This window comes from Alteromonas sp. ISO5, from assembly GCF_058105165.1.
Genome location: NZ_CM176572.1, coordinates 2656969 through 2671953 on the forward strand (window position 1 = coordinate 2656969; position 14985 = coordinate 2671953).

At 48.7% G+C, this 14985-nt stretch carries 15 protein-coding genes; 12 read left to right on the forward strand and 3 right to left on the reverse strand.

Features of this window, described 5'->3' with window-relative positions:
* Positions 1-7 precede the first annotated feature (7 nt).
* Positions 8-856 carry a phosphate/phosphite/phosphonate ABC transporter substrate-binding protein gene (locus AC2T0J_RS11925; protein WP_489806045.1) on the reverse strand — a complete coding sequence of 283 codons (849 nt, stop codon included), beginning with the start codon at positions 854-856 and terminating at the stop codon, positions 8-10.
* A 26-nt stretch (positions 857-882) separates the two neighbouring features.
* Positions 883-1443, reverse strand: coding sequence for a response regulator (locus AC2T0J_RS11930; RefSeq protein ID WP_489806046.1), 561 nt, complete (start codon positions 1441-1443; stop codon positions 883-885).
* Between the two features lie 188 nt (positions 1444-1631).
* Between AC2T0J_RS11930 and AC2T0J_RS11935 the strand changes: the two genes are divergently transcribed.
* The 10 genes from AC2T0J_RS11935 to AC2T0J_RS11980 all read left to right on the forward strand — a co-directional run bounded on the left by AC2T0J_RS11935 (position 1632) and on the right by AC2T0J_RS11980 (position 12045).
* Positions 1632-3323, forward strand: a complete 1692-nt coding sequence (locus AC2T0J_RS11935; protein WP_489806047.1) for an EAL domain-containing protein — start codon at positions 1632-1634, stop codon at positions 3321-3323.
* 181 nt (positions 3324-3504) lie between these two features.
* On the forward strand, positions 3505-3966 hold the full coding sequence (locus tag AC2T0J_RS11940) for an Hsp20/alpha crystallin family protein (protein ID WP_489806048.1): 462 nt from the start codon (positions 3505-3507) through the stop codon (positions 3964-3966).
* A gap of 186 nt (positions 3967-4152) precedes the next feature.
* Positions 4153-6198: an oligopeptidase A gene (prlC, locus tag AC2T0J_RS11945; RefSeq protein WP_489806049.1), complete on the forward strand. Its 2046-nt coding sequence runs from the start codon at positions 4153-4155 to the stop codon at positions 6196-6198.
* Positions 6198-6884 (forward strand): DNA-3-methyladenine glycosylase I, encoded by a 687-nt coding sequence (locus AC2T0J_RS11950; protein WP_489806050.1) that lies wholly within the window; start codon positions 6198-6200, stop codon positions 6882-6884. Before prlC ends, AC2T0J_RS11950 begins: the two co-directional genes overlap by 1 nt.
* A gap of 19 nt (positions 6885-6903) precedes the next feature.
* Positions 6904-7584, forward strand: coding sequence for a phosphoglycolate phosphatase (locus tag AC2T0J_RS11955; RefSeq protein ID WP_489806051.1), 681 nt, complete (start codon positions 6904-6906; stop codon positions 7582-7584).
* 140 nt (positions 7585-7724) lie between these two features.
* The gene (gene ubiE / locus AC2T0J_RS11960) at positions 7725-8510 is read left to right on the forward strand and encodes a bifunctional demethylmenaquinone methyltransferase/2-methoxy-6-polyprenyl-1,4-benzoquinol methylase UbiE (RefSeq protein WP_489806052.1); all 786 of its coding nucleotides are present in this window, start codon (positions 7725-7727) and stop codon (positions 8508-8510) included.
* The gene (locus AC2T0J_RS11965; RefSeq protein ID WP_489806053.1) at positions 8510-9133 is read left to right on the forward strand and encodes a ubiquinone biosynthesis accessory factor UbiJ; all 624 of its coding nucleotides are present in this window, start codon (positions 8510-8512) and stop codon (positions 9131-9133) included. The genes ubiE and AC2T0J_RS11965 overlap by 1 nt, the downstream gene beginning before the upstream one ends.
* A gap of 5 nt (positions 9134-9138) precedes the next feature.
* A complete protein-coding gene (ubiB, locus tag AC2T0J_RS11970; RefSeq protein WP_489806054.1) occupies positions 9139-10770 on the forward strand; it encodes a ubiquinone biosynthesis regulatory protein kinase UbiB in 1632 nt (543 codons plus the stop codon).
* A 313-nt stretch (positions 10771-11083) separates the two neighbouring features.
* On the forward strand, positions 11084-11293 hold the full coding sequence (cspE, locus tag AC2T0J_RS11975; RefSeq protein WP_105932863.1) for a transcription antiterminator/RNA stability regulator CspE: 210 nt from the start codon (positions 11084-11086) through the stop codon (positions 11291-11293).
* Between the two features lie 146 nt (positions 11294-11439).
* The gene (locus tag AC2T0J_RS11980) at positions 11440-12045 is read left to right on the forward strand and encodes a hypothetical protein (RefSeq protein ID WP_489806055.1); all 606 of its coding nucleotides are present in this window, start codon (positions 11440-11442) and stop codon (positions 12043-12045) included.
* Here the strand turns inward: AC2T0J_RS11980 and AC2T0J_RS11985 are convergent.
* Entirely contained in the window at positions 12042-13007 is a 966-nt protein-coding gene (locus AC2T0J_RS11985) for a PLP-dependent cysteine synthase family protein (protein WP_489806056.1), read from the reverse strand. The two genes, AC2T0J_RS11980 and AC2T0J_RS11985, sit on opposite strands and share 4 nt — an antisense overlap.
* A 141-nt stretch (positions 13008-13148) precedes the next feature.
* On the opposite strand from AC2T0J_RS11985, the gene AC2T0J_RS11990 reads away from it, so the two are divergent.
* Together AC2T0J_RS11990 and AC2T0J_RS11995 are read left to right on the forward strand one after the other, a co-directional pair.
* Entirely contained in the window at positions 13149-13607 is a 459-nt protein-coding gene (locus AC2T0J_RS11990) for an Lrp/AsnC family transcriptional regulator (protein WP_489806057.1), read from the forward strand.
* A gap of 74 nt (positions 13608-13681) precedes the next feature.
* Positions 13682-14860, forward strand: a complete 1179-nt coding sequence (locus AC2T0J_RS11995; protein WP_489806058.1) for an acyl-CoA dehydrogenase — start codon at positions 13682-13684, stop codon at positions 14858-14860.
* Positions 14861-14985 lie beyond the last annotated feature (125 nt).

Genomic DNA, 14985 nt, shown 5'->3' on the forward strand with positions numbered 1-14985 from the left:
TGTTGACTCAGAAATCCGGTCTCGACAGCGAATTAATGCCTAATGCGCGGATGTCATTCCAGTCTCTATCCTGAGCAGCATCGAGTCGATTAAAATTGAGTTGTTTGAGTAAAGCTCTGCCTTGCTCGGTGGTGATCAGTTTTTCCATAGCGGCGACCAGTAGTTGCTGGTGGGCAAGAGGGACCCTGCTGTGTGCAGCAATCGCATGACTGGTATAGGCTTTACTTTGCCATAAGATTTTAAGTTCAGAGCGTTGTGCCGCTGGTAAATTTTCCAATGATCGGATAATACCGCCCCCTGCCGGAAAGAGTTCTTTTATTACATTAAGATAGACTGAATCGTGAGAGTTTACATAACGCGGGCTAATACTAATGCCCGCGCGATTGAGTTCGGCACGCGGAATGATGCTGGCTGCAAAAGCGGCCGGGGCCGGGAAAGCGAGGGTTAATCCCTGTAATTGTTTAATGCTGAAGATATTGCTGTCTTTACGGACCACGATAATGCCCCGCAGGCCTTTTTCAGAATCTCTCACCAACGGCTGATAATCTGACCTGCTGTGAAATACAACGTAATGATAGGGATTCATATAAGCCAGATCATAATTTGCCGCGGTTAACTCATCCTCAAAACTAGGGATGTCTTTGGCAGTAATGAAGTCTAATAACAGACCGGTTTCCTGCGACAGATGCTTGAGCAGAGGAGTCCACATCTGAGCCAACCTGAAAGCAGATTGTTGCGGGACCACACCGAATGTATATTGTGCTGGCTGGCCCGCGGTGGCCAGATCGGCGGCTTGTGTACCGGCAAAAGTGTTGGTTGCCGCCAGGAATGCCAGTATAAAAAGCACATACTTCATATCGCTCTCCGCCTCTAATAGCCGGTTTATACCTGCATGAACTGTTCGAACAATTGAGTCAGGTCGTGGTTTGAAAAAGGTTTGGTAAGTGTCGCGTCGGCGCCGAGCTCTTTGGCTTTTTCCAGGCTGGCGTCGTCGAGCGCCGAAATGACAATAATTTTCAGGCCACGTTGAGAATCCTGTTCGCGGGTGTATTGCAAAACGCTGTAACCGTCCATGCCGGGCATGCTTAAGTCTAGGGTCATCACCCGTGGCGAGTGCTGACTAAGCATCATGCCTGCCTGAAAGCCGCCGGTGGCAATCAGGGTATCGTAACCGGCTCGTCGCGCTACCCGCTGGATAGACTTGGCGACGGGCATTTCATCATCAACAATCAGAATAAGCGGGGATGCTTCGGGCTTCAGACTATCCGGAATAGGCATGTTATGGCGTTCCAGAAAATCAATGAAATCGTTGATCAGAACCCTGTTGTTACCACGGCCAGGCAATTTAAAGCCTTTTAATTTACCACTTTCCAGCCATCGGATAACCGTTCGGAGGTTAACGTCACAATATTCAGCGATCTCGCCGGATGTCAGAGTTTTCACAGGTGATCCTCGTTGGTCAAGTTTTCGTCGAAACACAGTTATAGCATTCTTAACCAAATATGGCAATTAAGTAAAATGTATAATTTGCGACATTAGTGACATTGTGCTAACTTGTGACAACGAAATGAAATGTCTGTCAGCAGGGAGTCGCACGTCGGATAGTTGTTATCAGAACAGAGGTAGATAGCATGGCTTGTGATACTCAGGGGGCTCAAAAACAAAAAGCACTTAACGTGCTGTTGGTTGATGATGAAAAAAGGGTGGTTAGTGCACTCAAGCGTGAACTCAAAGATATCAACTGCAACATAATCACCACTACATCCGGTCGCAGAGCCATGACGATTTTGCGTGAGCAGGATGTCGCATTACTGATTACTGATCACAAAATGCCAGAAGTGAATGGTGTCGATCTGGTGCGTTTCGCCAGGCAATATTCACCAGACACTCGTGTTTTTATGCTTAGTGGTAAGGGGGATTTACAGGCGGCAGTGGAGTTGTTGAATCAGCGCATGCTCACCAAATACCTGACTAAACCCTGGAGTCGTCAGGACATGCGTATTGAAGTAGTTAAAGTGCTGAATCAGTGTTGTGAGGTAGGACAAAAAACCGCGGCGCAACAACTGGCCCACTTTAATCAAGAGAATGACAAGCCAAATCTTCGCGACTTTGCGTCCGTGGTGCTTATAAAGCTTATGAACGTCTCTGACATTAGCCTGGCTCACGGCGAGGCGGCATCGTTGGATACTGAAGCCTATGTGGGCCAGCGTCTGGAAAATATGGTTACTCAGCCTCACCTGTTGCAACGCACTCAGGCCGGGGTGTTTGCACTATATCTGAAAGAATCTACCATCGAAATTACCCGCTCGCTGTGTTGTCAGATTCGCCAGCAATTGCAGCGTACCTTCACCATTAAAGGGTTATCAATATTTTGTCAGGTAGGCGTGGGCTTTCGTAATCTCCGGGAGGCGCAACTCGACCATAATATTCTGATCAGCAGCCTGGTTGACACTATTGTTCGCGACAGCCATCGCATCAGTATTTCGCAGTTGGATAACTCAACTATTAGTCTGTACCGCCGTCAGCAGCAACTGAGTGCAGAGGTGCAAAGCGGGCTGCGAAATCAGGAGTTTAAGCTGGCATTTCAACCCAAGGTTCAGTTGAGCTCCGGCATGATAAACAGTGCGGAAGTACTGCTGCGTTGGCAACATCACAGCCTGGGATGGGTTCCTCCTTCAGAATTTGTCCGTCTTGCCGAACTGGATGGTCAGATAGAGGCTATCGGTGAGTGGGTGCTGGATCAAGGTTTTAAAGTCGCCAGCGAACTACGACGTTTTAGTACTGAGTTAGGCAGTATAGCCATTAATGTTTCTGCCAAACAATTGCAATCGTCGCGCATAGTGGAGTTTATTGGTGAACGCCTACAGCACTATTATTTGCCTCCTTCGTTTATTGAGCTTGAACTGACCGAAACAGCCCTAGCTGAAAACTCTAACTATCTTGAAGAGTTGTTGTGGCAACTTAAATTACTCGGGGTAAGACTTGCCGTTGATGATTTTGGTGCTGGCTTTACGTCGTTTTCGTATTTGTCCAAATTGCCTATCGATACCCTGAAGCTCGACAAGGTGATGATTGATAAGCTGCATACCGATAGTCACCGGCAGGAGTTTATTCATAACCTGATTGTCAGCTGTAAGAAACTGGGTATCGAAGTGGTTGCTGAAGGTGTAGAGGAAGAAGCGGATTTGTGCTGTCTGCAAGCCATGCGTTGCGACAAGATTCAGGGCTATATTTTTAGCCCGGCAGTGTCTCGTCAGGAATTTGAAAAACTCATGATAAGACAACCTTTCTATGCCAAATTTAAGGCGCAACAAGTGAGTTAAGCCAGTAAATTAAAAAGCTTGATGTAGCGCAATAAATGACCTCCAGGCAGCTTGAAAACCCTATGCCGGCAAACCATATTTATTATGCAGGAAGCGGAAAGTTACCCACATTGAGAAGTAATGTCGGGGGCTGGTAACGGAGGACGGTTAGCAAACAATCGGTATCGATTAAGGAGGGGTTATGAGTTTATTTCCAAGTGTGTTTGGTCGTAAGCACCCTGGTGCATTAAGAGGCGAAATTGATCGTGTTTTTGATGATTTCTTTACTGGTTTCCCGGCTATGGCCGGTTGGTCTTCCGGTGATACAGGCTATATGCCGGCGCTGGATTTGAAAGAAACCAAAGAAGGCCTTGAGTTAACCGCAGACTTGCCGGACATGAAGAAAGAAGATATTCATCTGGAAGTCCAGCAAGACCGCTTAGTGCTTTCAGGGATGCGTAAACAGGAACAGGAATCCACAACAGACGAAGGCTTTCATGTCAGAGAGCGTCGTAGCGGCAGCTTCAGGCGGGTTATCGCCTTACCATTCGCCGTTAATGACAACGCTGATGTGGTAGCGCGTTATGACAACGGTGTGTTACGGGTTCTTATCCCACGTCCGGCCAATCCGGTTGATAATACGCAGCGTGTTACTATCAGTTAGGTCAGGTGAGAGTGCATTTATTTTCGCGCGGATTGCAGCGCCGCTAACCGAAATGTCATTGACTGAACCAAATTGACTTTATCACGTAAAAAATCCAGGCCCCGCTTGCTGCGGGGCTTGTTTTTTTAGCGTGTAAACCCCATCACTACAGCAATATTAATTTGGCAACGGATCCTAATAACGACTATGACTACACTTGCACTCCAACAGGTAGATGGCCTGCCACGTTTTTCTCAGATTACCCCGGATCAGGTGAAGCCTGCCGTCACCAAAGCCATTGAAGATTGTAAGCAAACCATCGAGGCAGTCGTTGCCAGTGGCGATTATTCTTATGCCAATGTGGTTAGTAAAATCGACGAGGCCGATGATGTGCTGGGTAAGATCTGGTCACCGGTTTCGCACATGAATTCAGTGGTCAGCAGTGATGAGTTACGTGAGGCGCACGATGCCTGTTTGCCACTGTTATCAGAATACGGTACCTGGGTAGGACAGCACGAAGGTTTATTTCAGGCCTACAAATCCTTGCGAGACAGTGAGGAGTACTTCCTGTTAGATGAACCCCAGCGCAAAGTCATTGATAATACGTTGCGCGACTTCACTTTGTCTGGTGTGGCGTTACCGGCAGAGAAAAAGCAACGCTTTGCGCAAATTCAGGCGCGGCTGTCTGAACTGTCATCGACCTTCAGTAATAATGTAATGGACGCCACCATGGGCTGGACCAAACACATTACCGATGAAGCTGAACTGGCCGGGTTGCCAGAGTCAGCGCTCGATGCTGCGCAGCAAGCTGCTCGTCAGAAAGATTTACAGGGCTGGCTGTTTACGCTGGATATCCCCAGCTACCTGCCTGTGATGCTGTATGCCGATAACCGCGCACTGCGCGAAGAGATGTATCGCGCATATGCCACCCGTGCATCGGACCAAGGGCCAAATGCAGGGCAGTGGGATAACACCGCTATTATTAATGAAACGCTGGCACTACGCTCAGAAATTGCAGCGTTATTAGGTTTTGCCAGCTACGCAGAACGCTCGCTGGCAACCAAGATGGCTACGTCTACCTCTCAGGTTGTTGGTTTTTTGCGCGACCTGGCCGCGAAATCCAAACCTCAGGCGGTAAAAGAGCTGGCCGAAGTGCGGGCCTACGCCGCTGAGAAGCACCAGATGGACGAGCTTGAAGCCTGGGACGTACCCTATTACAGCGAGAAGCTAAAGCAGGAGCGTTACAGCATTTCGGATGAAATACTGCGGCCCTATTTCCCTGAGAGCAAAGCGCTGGCCGGTTTATTTTCGGTAGTGGAAAAACTCTACGGCCTGAATATTACTGAGGTCGACAATGCCGATACCTGGCATAAGGATGTGCGTCTGTTCTCAATTACCGACAAAGAAAACATCCTGCGTGGGCAATTTTATCTCGACCTCTACGCCCGTCCTAAAAAGCGTGGCGGTGCCTGGATGGACGAGTGCCGGGTGCGCCGTTTTCAGGCCTCCGGCGATCTGCAAACCCCGGTGGCTTATCTCACCTGTAACTTCAACGGACCGGTTGGTGACAAGCCGGCGCTGTTTACTCACGATGAAGTGGTAACTTTATTCCATGAATTTGGTCATGGTATCCATCACATGCTTACGCAAATGTCGGTGCCAGGGGTCTCTGGCATTAATGGTGTGCCATGGGATGCGGTTGAGTTACCCAGCCAGTTTTTAGAAAACTGGTGCTGGCAGGAAGAAGCACTGGGCTTTATCTCTGGTCATTACGAAACCGGAGAGCCGCTGCCGAAAGAATTACTGGATAAAATGCTGGCAGCCCGGGACTATCAGGCGGCGATGCAAATGATTCGGCAACTGGAGTTCAGCCTGTTCGACTTCCTGTTACATATGGAAGACGGTGAGCATGTGGACGTTCAGCAAGTGCTTTCGCAGGTGCGAAGCGAGGTAGCCGTTATTCAACCGCCTTCGTTTAACCGTTTCCAGCACAGTTTCGGGCATATCTTTGCCGGTGGTTACGCGGCAGGTTATTACAGCTATAAATGGGCCGAGGTACTTTCTGCCGATGCCTTTAGCCGTTTCGAAGAAGAAGGTATCTTCAATCCGCAAACCGGCGCCGATTTCCTGCATAATATTCTTGAAATGGGTGGCAGTCGCGAGCCAATGGATTTATTTGTGGCGTTCAGAGGGCGCGAACCCAAAGTCGACGCACTGCTTCGCCATAACGGCATTGCGGCGACAGATGCCTGATGGCAGCGGAATCCTTTGCCGCCATCTACGCTCGGGCGGCTGAACGAAAAGGCGGCGAGCGAGGGCTGGAAGCTATTGTCAGTCAGCCTTTATCGCCCGCTGGCGTAAAAACGCTTAGTGATGACCGGGTGCTGTCGGCCTTCACCAAAAAAGTTTTTCAGTCAGGTTTTGTCTGGCGCGTGATTGAGCAAAAGTGGCCGGAGTTTGAGGCATTGTTTTTTAACTTCGATGTTGAAAAAGTGCTGCTGATGTCCGATGAAATGCTCGAACAGCGGGCGACGGATAAACGGATCGTACGTAATCTTAAAAAAGTGATGACGATTCGTGATAACGCCCTGATGCTCAATGATATACGTTTATCCCACGGCAGTTTCGGCGAGTTCGCCAGTCAATTCACCGGTGCCGCGCTGATTGATCTATGGGCTCACCTTAAAAAACACGGTGCCAGGCTGGGCGGCAACACCGGCCCCTACGCGCTGCGAGCTCTGGGAATTGATACATTTTTGCTGAGTCGGGATGTGGAAGGGTATTTCCGCGCTTATGATTTGATCAGTGGTGGCCTTACCTCGAAACAGAGTCTTACCACCATCGCGACAACATTTGCAGACTGGCAGGTGCAAAGTGGCCGCAGCCTGCAGGAGCTGAGTCAGATCCTGGCATACAGCTGTGGCGATAACCGTGTTTAAGCAAACCAGGTAGCCTGTCATGGAAGAGAAAAAATACCCCTATGTGCTGTTTGATCTGGATGGGACGCTGGTAGACAGTGTACCGGATCTTGCCTACTGTGTGGATGTGGCCATGCAAACGGTAGGGCTGCCAGCCCGGGGCGTTCAGGCCGTAAGATGCTGGGTGGGTAATGGCATCGAGAAGCTTATGCAACGCGCGGTATCTGGCACCATGGATGGGCAGCCCGATGAGCGTATATTTACTCCCGCCTATGATGCATTTCTGGCCGCTTATAAAGCGCATAACGCAAAGCGCAGCAACGTTTATGAGGGCGCGATAGCGGCTCTTGAATGGTTAACGGCTAACGGGTACAAGCTTGGTTGCGTGACCAACAAAGCCGCAGCGTTTACCTTGCCTTTGTTGGCAGAGAAAGAGCTGGACCGCTACTTTTCGGTGGTGGTGAGCGGTGATACCTGCGAGCATAAAAAGCCTCACGCAGCGCCTTTGCTGTTGGCGCTGGATATGCTTGGTGGATCCCCGTCGCAGGCGCTGATGATTGGCGATTCCAAATCCGATATTCATGCCGCCAGAGCAGCCGGTTGTGCGGTCTTCGCGTTACCCTATGGGTATAATCATGGCGAGGCAATAGAGAATTATCATCCGGACCGGGTGTTAAATTCGCTGGCCGAATTACCTGCAGTACTTGCGACCGGTCAATAACATCGGTTGAGTCACTATTAACAGGATGGTAAGCGCCCACGGTTTTGGTTACACTTGCCGCATTGCATCAGCCGGCTCATCATTCTTTCTCGCGCTTTCAGGGTGTTGAGATCCCGGACTCTAAAAAGAAGAACTTACCCATGTCAGAACAACAAACACCAAACAGTGATGAAACCAGTTCACCTGAACAATCGACGCACTTCGGCTTTAAAACTGTCGATCGGACTAAAAAGGCGTCAATGGTGGCCGGTGTCTTTGATTCTGTCGCAGCCAAATATGATGTCATGAACGACTTTATGTCGATGGGCATTCATCGTTTATGGAAACGCTACACGATTGATTGCAGCGGGATTAAAAGTGGCCAGAAGGTCCTCGATCTGGCGGGCGGCACCGGCGATCTGGCGGCCAAGTTTTCCCGTCTGGTTGGCCCCACCGGTCAGGTAGTACTGGCCGATATTAACCACTCAATGCTTTCAGTTGGCCGCGACAAACTGCGCGACAAAGGCGTGGTTGGCAATGTTGACTATGTGCAGGCTAACGCTGAAGCACTGCCATTTCCGGATAATCATTTTGATTTGGTCACCATGGCGTTTGGCTTGCGCAATGTGACGGATAAAGATAAAGCGCTGGCGTCTATATTCAGAATCCTGAAACCCGGTGGTCGCCTGTTGGTACTGGAGTTTTCCAAACCTACCAATGAGATGTTGTCGAAAACCTATGACTGGTATTCTTTCAATGTGCTACCTACCATGGGGCAATTAGTGGCTAATGACCGCGAGAGCTACCAGTATCTGGCCGAGTCCATTCGTATGCACCCGGACCAGGAAACTCTTAAGTCCATGTTTGAAAATGCCGGATTTGAACACTGTGATTATCAGAACCTGACCGGCGGCATTGTCGCATTACATCGGGGTTACAAATTTTAATGCCTGCATTACCTCTTCTTACCGCCACCATAGAAACGGTACTGAATAAAGTGCTGTCGCTTGATCCTGATGCGACGGCAAAGCTGAGCCGCTTGCAAGGGAAGCGTCTGATAGTAGAGCTTGATGACCTGCAGCAACGTATTGCGTTGGTGTTTTCCAGTAAGGTTGATGTACTGGCTCTGGCTGACGCACCGGACCCGGTAACTGATGATGAATGTATCATCAAAACCCGTTTGAATGTTCTACCACGACTTCGGGATACCAGTCAGTTAACCCGGTTAATTAAAAGCGGCGATCTGGAGGTGAGTGGCGAGCTGGCCATTGCCCAGGCGTTTTCTGGTTTACTGCAATCGTTAAACATTGATCTGGAAGAGCAACTGGCAATCAGAACCAATGATGTTTTCGCCCATGAGTTGTTTGGCATGGCGGCAAAAGCGCAGGCACAGTTAAAAAAAACCAGCCGCAAAGCAGAGGCAATTCTGGGCAGTGCGCTTACCGATGAAAAGCAATTAGCGGCTCACAAACTGGCAGTTATGCATTTTTCCGATCAGGTGAGTAGCCTGCGTGACGATACCGAGCGTTTAGCAGCGCGTCTTGAACGCCTGGAACGGAGCAAACAGTAGGGCTTATGCAGTTACTGAGGATTTACCATATTAACCGGGTCATGCTTGAACATGGTCTGGACGAACTGATTCCTGCCAAATGGTTGCCCTGGTATGTGCGACTCATGCGGATGAGTATTTTCTGGATCCGTAACCAGCACAAAGAGAAAAATGCTGGCGCTCGTTTGACCCTGGCGCTACAGGCACTTGGTCCGGTGTTTATTAAATTTGGCCAGATGTTGTCGACCCGGCGTGACTTACTGCCGCCCGAGATAGCCAATGAGCTAGCCATGTTGCAGGACCGGGTTAAACCCTTTGATAGTCAGCGCGCCACGGGCATTATCCTCAAAGCGCTGAATATTCCTTCCCTTGATAAGGTGTTCAGCGAGTTCAGCGAAACTCCGCTGGCCTCGGCAAGTATTGCCCAGGTACATGCGGCAAAGCTGAAAGACTGCAATACGGATGTGGTGGTAAAAGTACTGCGGCCGGATATTCGCAAAACCATAAAAGCCGATACTGAGCTGATGCTGACCTTTGCCAAAGTGCTGCAGAAATGGTTGCCCGATGGTAAACGTTTGCGCCCGGTTGAAGTGGTTAAAGAGTATGAAAAAACTATCGTAGACGAGCTCGACCTTAACCGCGAAGCGGCAAACGGTATGCAGCTAGGGCGTAACTTTGAAGGTTCTGAAGCCTTATATGTTCCGAACATCTACAGTGATTTCTGTACTAAAAATGTGTTGGTAATGGAGCGTATTTACGGCATACCAATTTCTAATATCGAAGCGCTGATAGAGCAGAATACTAACCTGCGAATTCTGGCCGAACGAGGGGTAGAGGTGTTCTTTACCCAGGTGTTCCGCGACAGCTTTTTCCACGCGGATATGCACCCCGGCAATATTTTTGTGTCGCGGGATAATCCACAAAACCCCCAGTACATTGCTATCGACTTTGGCATTGTCGGTACGCTCAATCAGGAAGACAAGCGTTACCTTGCCGAGAACTTTATCGCCTTTTTCAATCGTGATTATCGAAAAGTCGCGCAGTTACACGCCGATTCTGGTTGGGTACCCTCGGATACCAATATCGATGAATTTGAGGTCGCTATCCGCACGGTTTGCGAACCGATTTTCCAAAAGCCACTGGCGGAAATCTCCTTTGGTAATGTGCTGGTGCAGTTATTTAATACGGCACGACGATTTAATATGGAGGTCCAGCCGCAACTGGTACTGCTGCAAAAGACTCTGCTTTACATAGAAGGACTTGGCCGGCAGTTATACCCGCAACTGGATTTATGGCAGACCGCCAAACCTTTCCTGGAAAACTGGATGCGCGAACAAATTGGTGTGCGTGCAATGTTTTCCAAGGTGAAAGCCAACCTGCCGTTCTGGAGTGAAAAGTTGCCGGATATGCCGGATTTGCTGTATGACACGCTTAAGCAGGTGAAGCACTTTCCGGAAAAACAGCAGCAGGCCAATACGGCATTACTACAGCAACAGAAACGAGCGCAAAAGGCATTACACTCTAGCATAGTGGGTGCAACCTTCATTATTGTGGCCGCCATTATCCCTTTATATCCCGCCCACTGGAGCCTGTCGGCAGGGCTTACTGCACTGGGTACTGGTTGTTGGTTTGTAGCGTGGTGGAAGGGCCGGTACTGAGTTAAGAACGTAACTGAAAGGTCAAATTTTGTATGCGAATCAGTTATTTCAATATGACCTTAAAATTAATTTTTAATGAAATTATAAGAGTTTGGGTGATTTTAGTATCAATTTACTCAGCGTGTGGTTATAGTGGTATTGTTCTTTAAATAGTTGTGCTTTCGTTCGTTACTAACGTCGCGCAGTTATAATCGCTAATGAAAGTTAGCGCTGTATGACCTGTTTGATAGTTTTGCCGTGAGTCACCCCTAGTTAAAGAAGCAAGTCCGTGTCACATGGCACAAAGGTTTTACAGAGTTTTTTTGAGGTTTTCATGTCTAAAGTAACTGGTACCGTTAAGTGGTTTAATGCTGAAAAAGGTTATGGCTTTTTAACGCAGGACGACGGCGGTAAAGACGTATTTGTTCATTTTCGTGCGATCATCTCTGATGGGTACAAAACCCTGGTAGAAGGTCAGAAAGTTCAATTTGAAGTTGAACAAGGACAAAAAGGTCTGCAGGCGGCTAACGTACAAGCCATCTAAATGATTTGTGAGGCCCTTGCTGAAAGGTAGGGGCCTTTTCTATTCTGAATCACCACTCAGGTGGCTCATTGGTAAACCAATCACAGTTGCTGTGAGCGGTACGCTTACGTCCTGCATGGCGAATGTGTGTTAAGAGCATTGTAACCATGAAGCGCGTTTTTCAATTTTTTCTGTTCTTTATTTGTTGTTTCCAGCCGTCTTACTCGCTGGCAGACGATAAATCCGTTGTTGCATTTAACACGCAAGTATTAAAGGAAAGCGACTTTAAACCTACGCCTGAAGAAATGACCGGTCTGCAAGAAGATCCCATGGGTGCTGAGCGCCGTGAATTGCAGAACTTTTCTAAAATCGTTGAGTTCATCGAGCATCAGTTTGTGACTGATTACGCAGCCAAACATGACCTGACAGCCGCACCGCAATTTGTTGCTTCATTTAAAGCGGCTTTTGGTAGTGAATCACTCAGCGGTGACAAACTTGACGAAGTGGCTCACTTTGCCGCTCTGCAATTTACCGTGGATGCTCATTTGTACAGGGTTCATGGTGGCCGGGTTGTATTCGACCAAAGTCATCCCATGTTCCCCATTGAAGCCTACTATAAGGCTTACAAAGCTCACAATGAGAGTCAGACACTGGTGTTTTTTGATGAAAACATTGCCAACCTCTGGTGGTTGGGGTTTGTCAGACCCAATGCGATTGAAATTGCTGCTGAAGATGTTGATTACAGTGCACCCTGGTGGCATAAGCTCGGCTAAATAGTTTGCTCAAAAAGGTTTGTTGAGAAGTAACGCTCGGCGCTGTCGGCCAGCATAGTGACAATGGTTTTACCCTGAAATTCAGCCCTGCGTCCCAGTGTCATAGCGACAGCGACAGTCGCGCCGGATGATATGCCCACTGCTACACCTTCCTTGCGGGCTAACAGCCTGGCGGTATCAATGGCCTGCTGGCAATCGATGGTTAGCACCTCATCTATCAGACTTCGATCCAATCCTTTCGGAATATGCCCGGGGTTGATGCCCTGAATGGCATGTTCGCCACTTTCCCCTTTGCTTAACAACGGACACGCACTGGGTTCTGCAGCAATGATTTGAATAGCCGGATTTTGCGCTTTAAGGTAGCGGGCCATACCGGTAAGCGTGCCCCCCGTGCCCATACAGGCAACCAGTGCATCAATCTGGCCATTTGTTTGCTGCCATACCTCACTTGCTGTTGAATGTTGATGGGCGGCGGCATTGGCCGGGTTCGCAAACTGATCCATCGACACAGCCCCCTCGATTTGGTCCAGCAGCCTTTCTGCATGAGCGATTGCGCCGGGCATACCGCCAGCCTGTGACGTTGTGATCAGATTAGCACCATAATGACGAATCATTAACTGCCTTTCTCTGGACATGTGTTGTGGCATAACTATGGTAACCGGGATGTCATAAACCGCGCCCAGCCAGGCGCAGGCGACTCCGCTGTTGCCCGAAGTGGCCTCAATAATGTGTTTTATGCTGCCGTTATGCTGACCCAACAGATCCTCCAGCATCGACAACGCTGCGCGGTCTTTTATCGAACCCGCCGGATTAAAATACTCCAGCTTTGCCAAAATGGTGGCCTTAACATCCCTTGATGCAGGCAGTCGATTGAGTCGCACCATGGGAGTGTTGCCAATGGTTTGTGTAATACACTGGCGAAAGGCGACGGGTTGCGAAAAATCCAGAGCTGAATCAAACATCAAAGTTACTCATTAATATACACAGAGGAGATAAATAGTATGGCTTACCAGGTGTGCAAGAAGTTGCTAAATATTTCGATAAGTTTCATGGTATATTGATATTTATTTCTAGTTTTTATTTGTTGTATGGAAAATAAATCTATGGATTCGATAGACAGAAAAATTCTCTCACTATTGCAGCGCAACAGCGAAATAGCAGTACAGGAGATTGCTGAACAAGTCGGACTGACCACCACGCCGTGTTGGCGTCGTATTCAGCGTTTACAACAACACGGGCCGATTACGCGTAAGGTAGCGTTGCTTGATGCTGAAGCCTTGGGATTAAAGCTTACCGTCTTCGTACAGGTAAAGGCTGCGCGGCATGATGAAAAGTGGTTAACCGAATTTGCCCGCCACTGCAGTGCTTTTGATGAGGTGATAGAGTTTTACCGCATGTCTGGTGAGTACGATTATATGCTCAAGGTTATGGTTGCCGACATGCAAAGCTTCGATCATTTTTACAAGCGATTAATTAAGAACATGCCAATGGGTGATGTGACCTCAAGTTTTGCGATGGAACAAATAAAGTACACAACGGCACTGCCGTTAAGCGGGATTTAGCCAGCTTAAAGGCGGAAAAGTGTATAATGCTTACCATAAAAATACCCTACCTAAATTACTAGCAGGAGATGAGGATGTCGGTTAACCCCTATTGGCAGGATATGTTAATGCTGGATACTCAACTAAGTGATGAAGAGCGCATGTTGCGCGATTCTGCCCACCAGTTTTGTCAGGAAACCCTACAGCCGGGCATTTTAAAGGCTAACCGGGAGGGCCGGTTCGATCCGCAGATCATGCGTCAGTTTGGCGAGATGGGGTTGCTGGGAGCAACCATTAATGGTTATGGCTGTGCCGGGGTCAGTTACGTGGCTTATGGTTTAATCGCCCGCGAGGTCGAGCGGGTCGACAGCAGTTATCGCAGTGCTATGAGTGTACAGTCTTCGCTGGTGATGCATCCCATCTATCAGTTTGGCAGCGAGGAGCAAAAGCAACGATACCTGCCAAAGCTCGCCAGCGGTGAACTGATTGGTTGCTTTGGATTAACCGAACCCAACGCAGGTTCTGATCCCGCCAGTATGGAAACCCGCGCTGAACCCGTTGAAGGTGGCTATCGAATAAACGGCAGTAAGATGTGGATCACTAATTCACCAATTGCTGATATTTGTGTGGTGTGGGCGAAGAATAAGGCGATGAACAATGCAATTTGTGGATTTATTCTGGAGCGTGGTATGCCGGGGCTGTCAACACCAGAAATTAGCGGTAAATTGTCGCTTAAAGCCTCGATCACCGGCGAAATCGTGATGGATGAGGTCTTTGTACCTGAGCAAAATCTACTACCGGGTGTTAGCGGCCTGAAAGGGCCTTTTAGCTGTCTTAATATGGCCCGGTACGGCATTGCGTGGGGGGCCATGGGCGCAGCGGAGTTTTGCTGGCTAGCGGCCCGGCAGTATGGTCTGGACCGCAAACAATTTGGCAAGCCGCTGGCGCAAACTCAGCTGTTTCAAACTAAACTGGCAGATATGCAAACTGAAATCACGCTGGGTTTACAGGCTGCACTACGAGTAGGGCAGTTGATCGATGCGGGGCAGTTTGATCCGGCCATGATTTCCCTGATAAAGCGCAATAACTGTGGTAAAGCGCTCGATATTGCCAGAAAAGCGCGGGATATGCATGGTGGTAATGGGATCTCTGATGAATACCACATTATGCGCCATATGCTGAATCTGGAAACGGTGAACACCTACGAAGGGACTTACGATATTCATGGTTTGATACTCGGTCGCGCACAAACTGGCTTACAGACATTTTTTTAAACCATCAAAGCCTTTAGACGTTAGCACGGCCTGTTAAATTGAACTGACCATAAAGGCAAGAACCATGTCACCAACGTACTGACAAGGAACAATGCAACAAAGTGTATCAACCCGACTGAAACTTA

Coding starts and splice junctions, on each gene's coding strand:
- AC2T0J_RS11925 (WP_489806045.1), bottom strand. CDS start 856: ATGAAGTATGTGCTTTTTATACTGGCATTCCTGGCGGCAACCAACACT.
- AC2T0J_RS11935 (WP_489806047.1), top strand. CDS start 1,632: ATGGCTTGTGATACTCAGGGGGCTCAAAAACAAAAAGCACTTAACGTG.
- AC2T0J_RS11940 (WP_489806048.1), top strand. CDS start 3,505: ATGAGTTTATTTCCAAGTGTGTTTGGTCGTAAGCACCCTGGTGCATTA.
- prlC (WP_489806049.1), top strand. CDS start 4,153: ATGACTACACTTGCACTCCAACAGGTAGATGGCCTGCCACGTTTTTCT.
- AC2T0J_RS11950 (WP_489806050.1), top strand. CDS start 6,198: ATGGCAGCGGAATCCTTTGCCGCCATCTACGCTCGGGCGGCTGAACGA.
- AC2T0J_RS11955 (WP_489806051.1), top strand. CDS start 6,904: ATGGAAGAGAAAAAATACCCCTATGTGCTGTTTGATCTGGATGGGACG.
- ubiE (WP_489806052.1), top strand. CDS start 7,725: ATGTCAGAACAACAAACACCAAACAGTGATGAAACCAGTTCACCTGAA.
- AC2T0J_RS11965 (WP_489806053.1), top strand. CDS start 8,510: ATGCCTGCATTACCTCTTCTTACCGCCACCATAGAAACGGTACTGAAT.
- ubiB (WP_489806054.1), top strand. CDS start 9,139: ATGCAGTTACTGAGGATTTACCATATTAACCGGGTCATGCTTGAACAT.
- cspE (WP_105932863.1), top strand. CDS start 11,084: ATGTCTAAAGTAACTGGTACCGTTAAGTGGTTTAATGCTGAAAAAGGT.
- AC2T0J_RS11980 (WP_489806055.1), top strand. CDS start 11,440: ATGAAGCGCGTTTTTCAATTTTTTCTGTTCTTTATTTGTTGTTTCCAG.
- AC2T0J_RS11985 (WP_489806056.1), bottom strand. CDS start 13,007: ATGTTTGATTCAGCTCTGGATTTTTCGCAACCCGTCGCCTTTCGCCAG.
- AC2T0J_RS11990 (WP_489806057.1), top strand. CDS start 13,149: ATGGATTCGATAGACAGAAAAATTCTCTCACTATTGCAGCGCAACAGC.
- AC2T0J_RS11995 (WP_489806058.1), top strand. CDS start 13,682: ATGTCGGTTAACCCCTATTGGCAGGATATGTTAATGCTGGATACTCAA.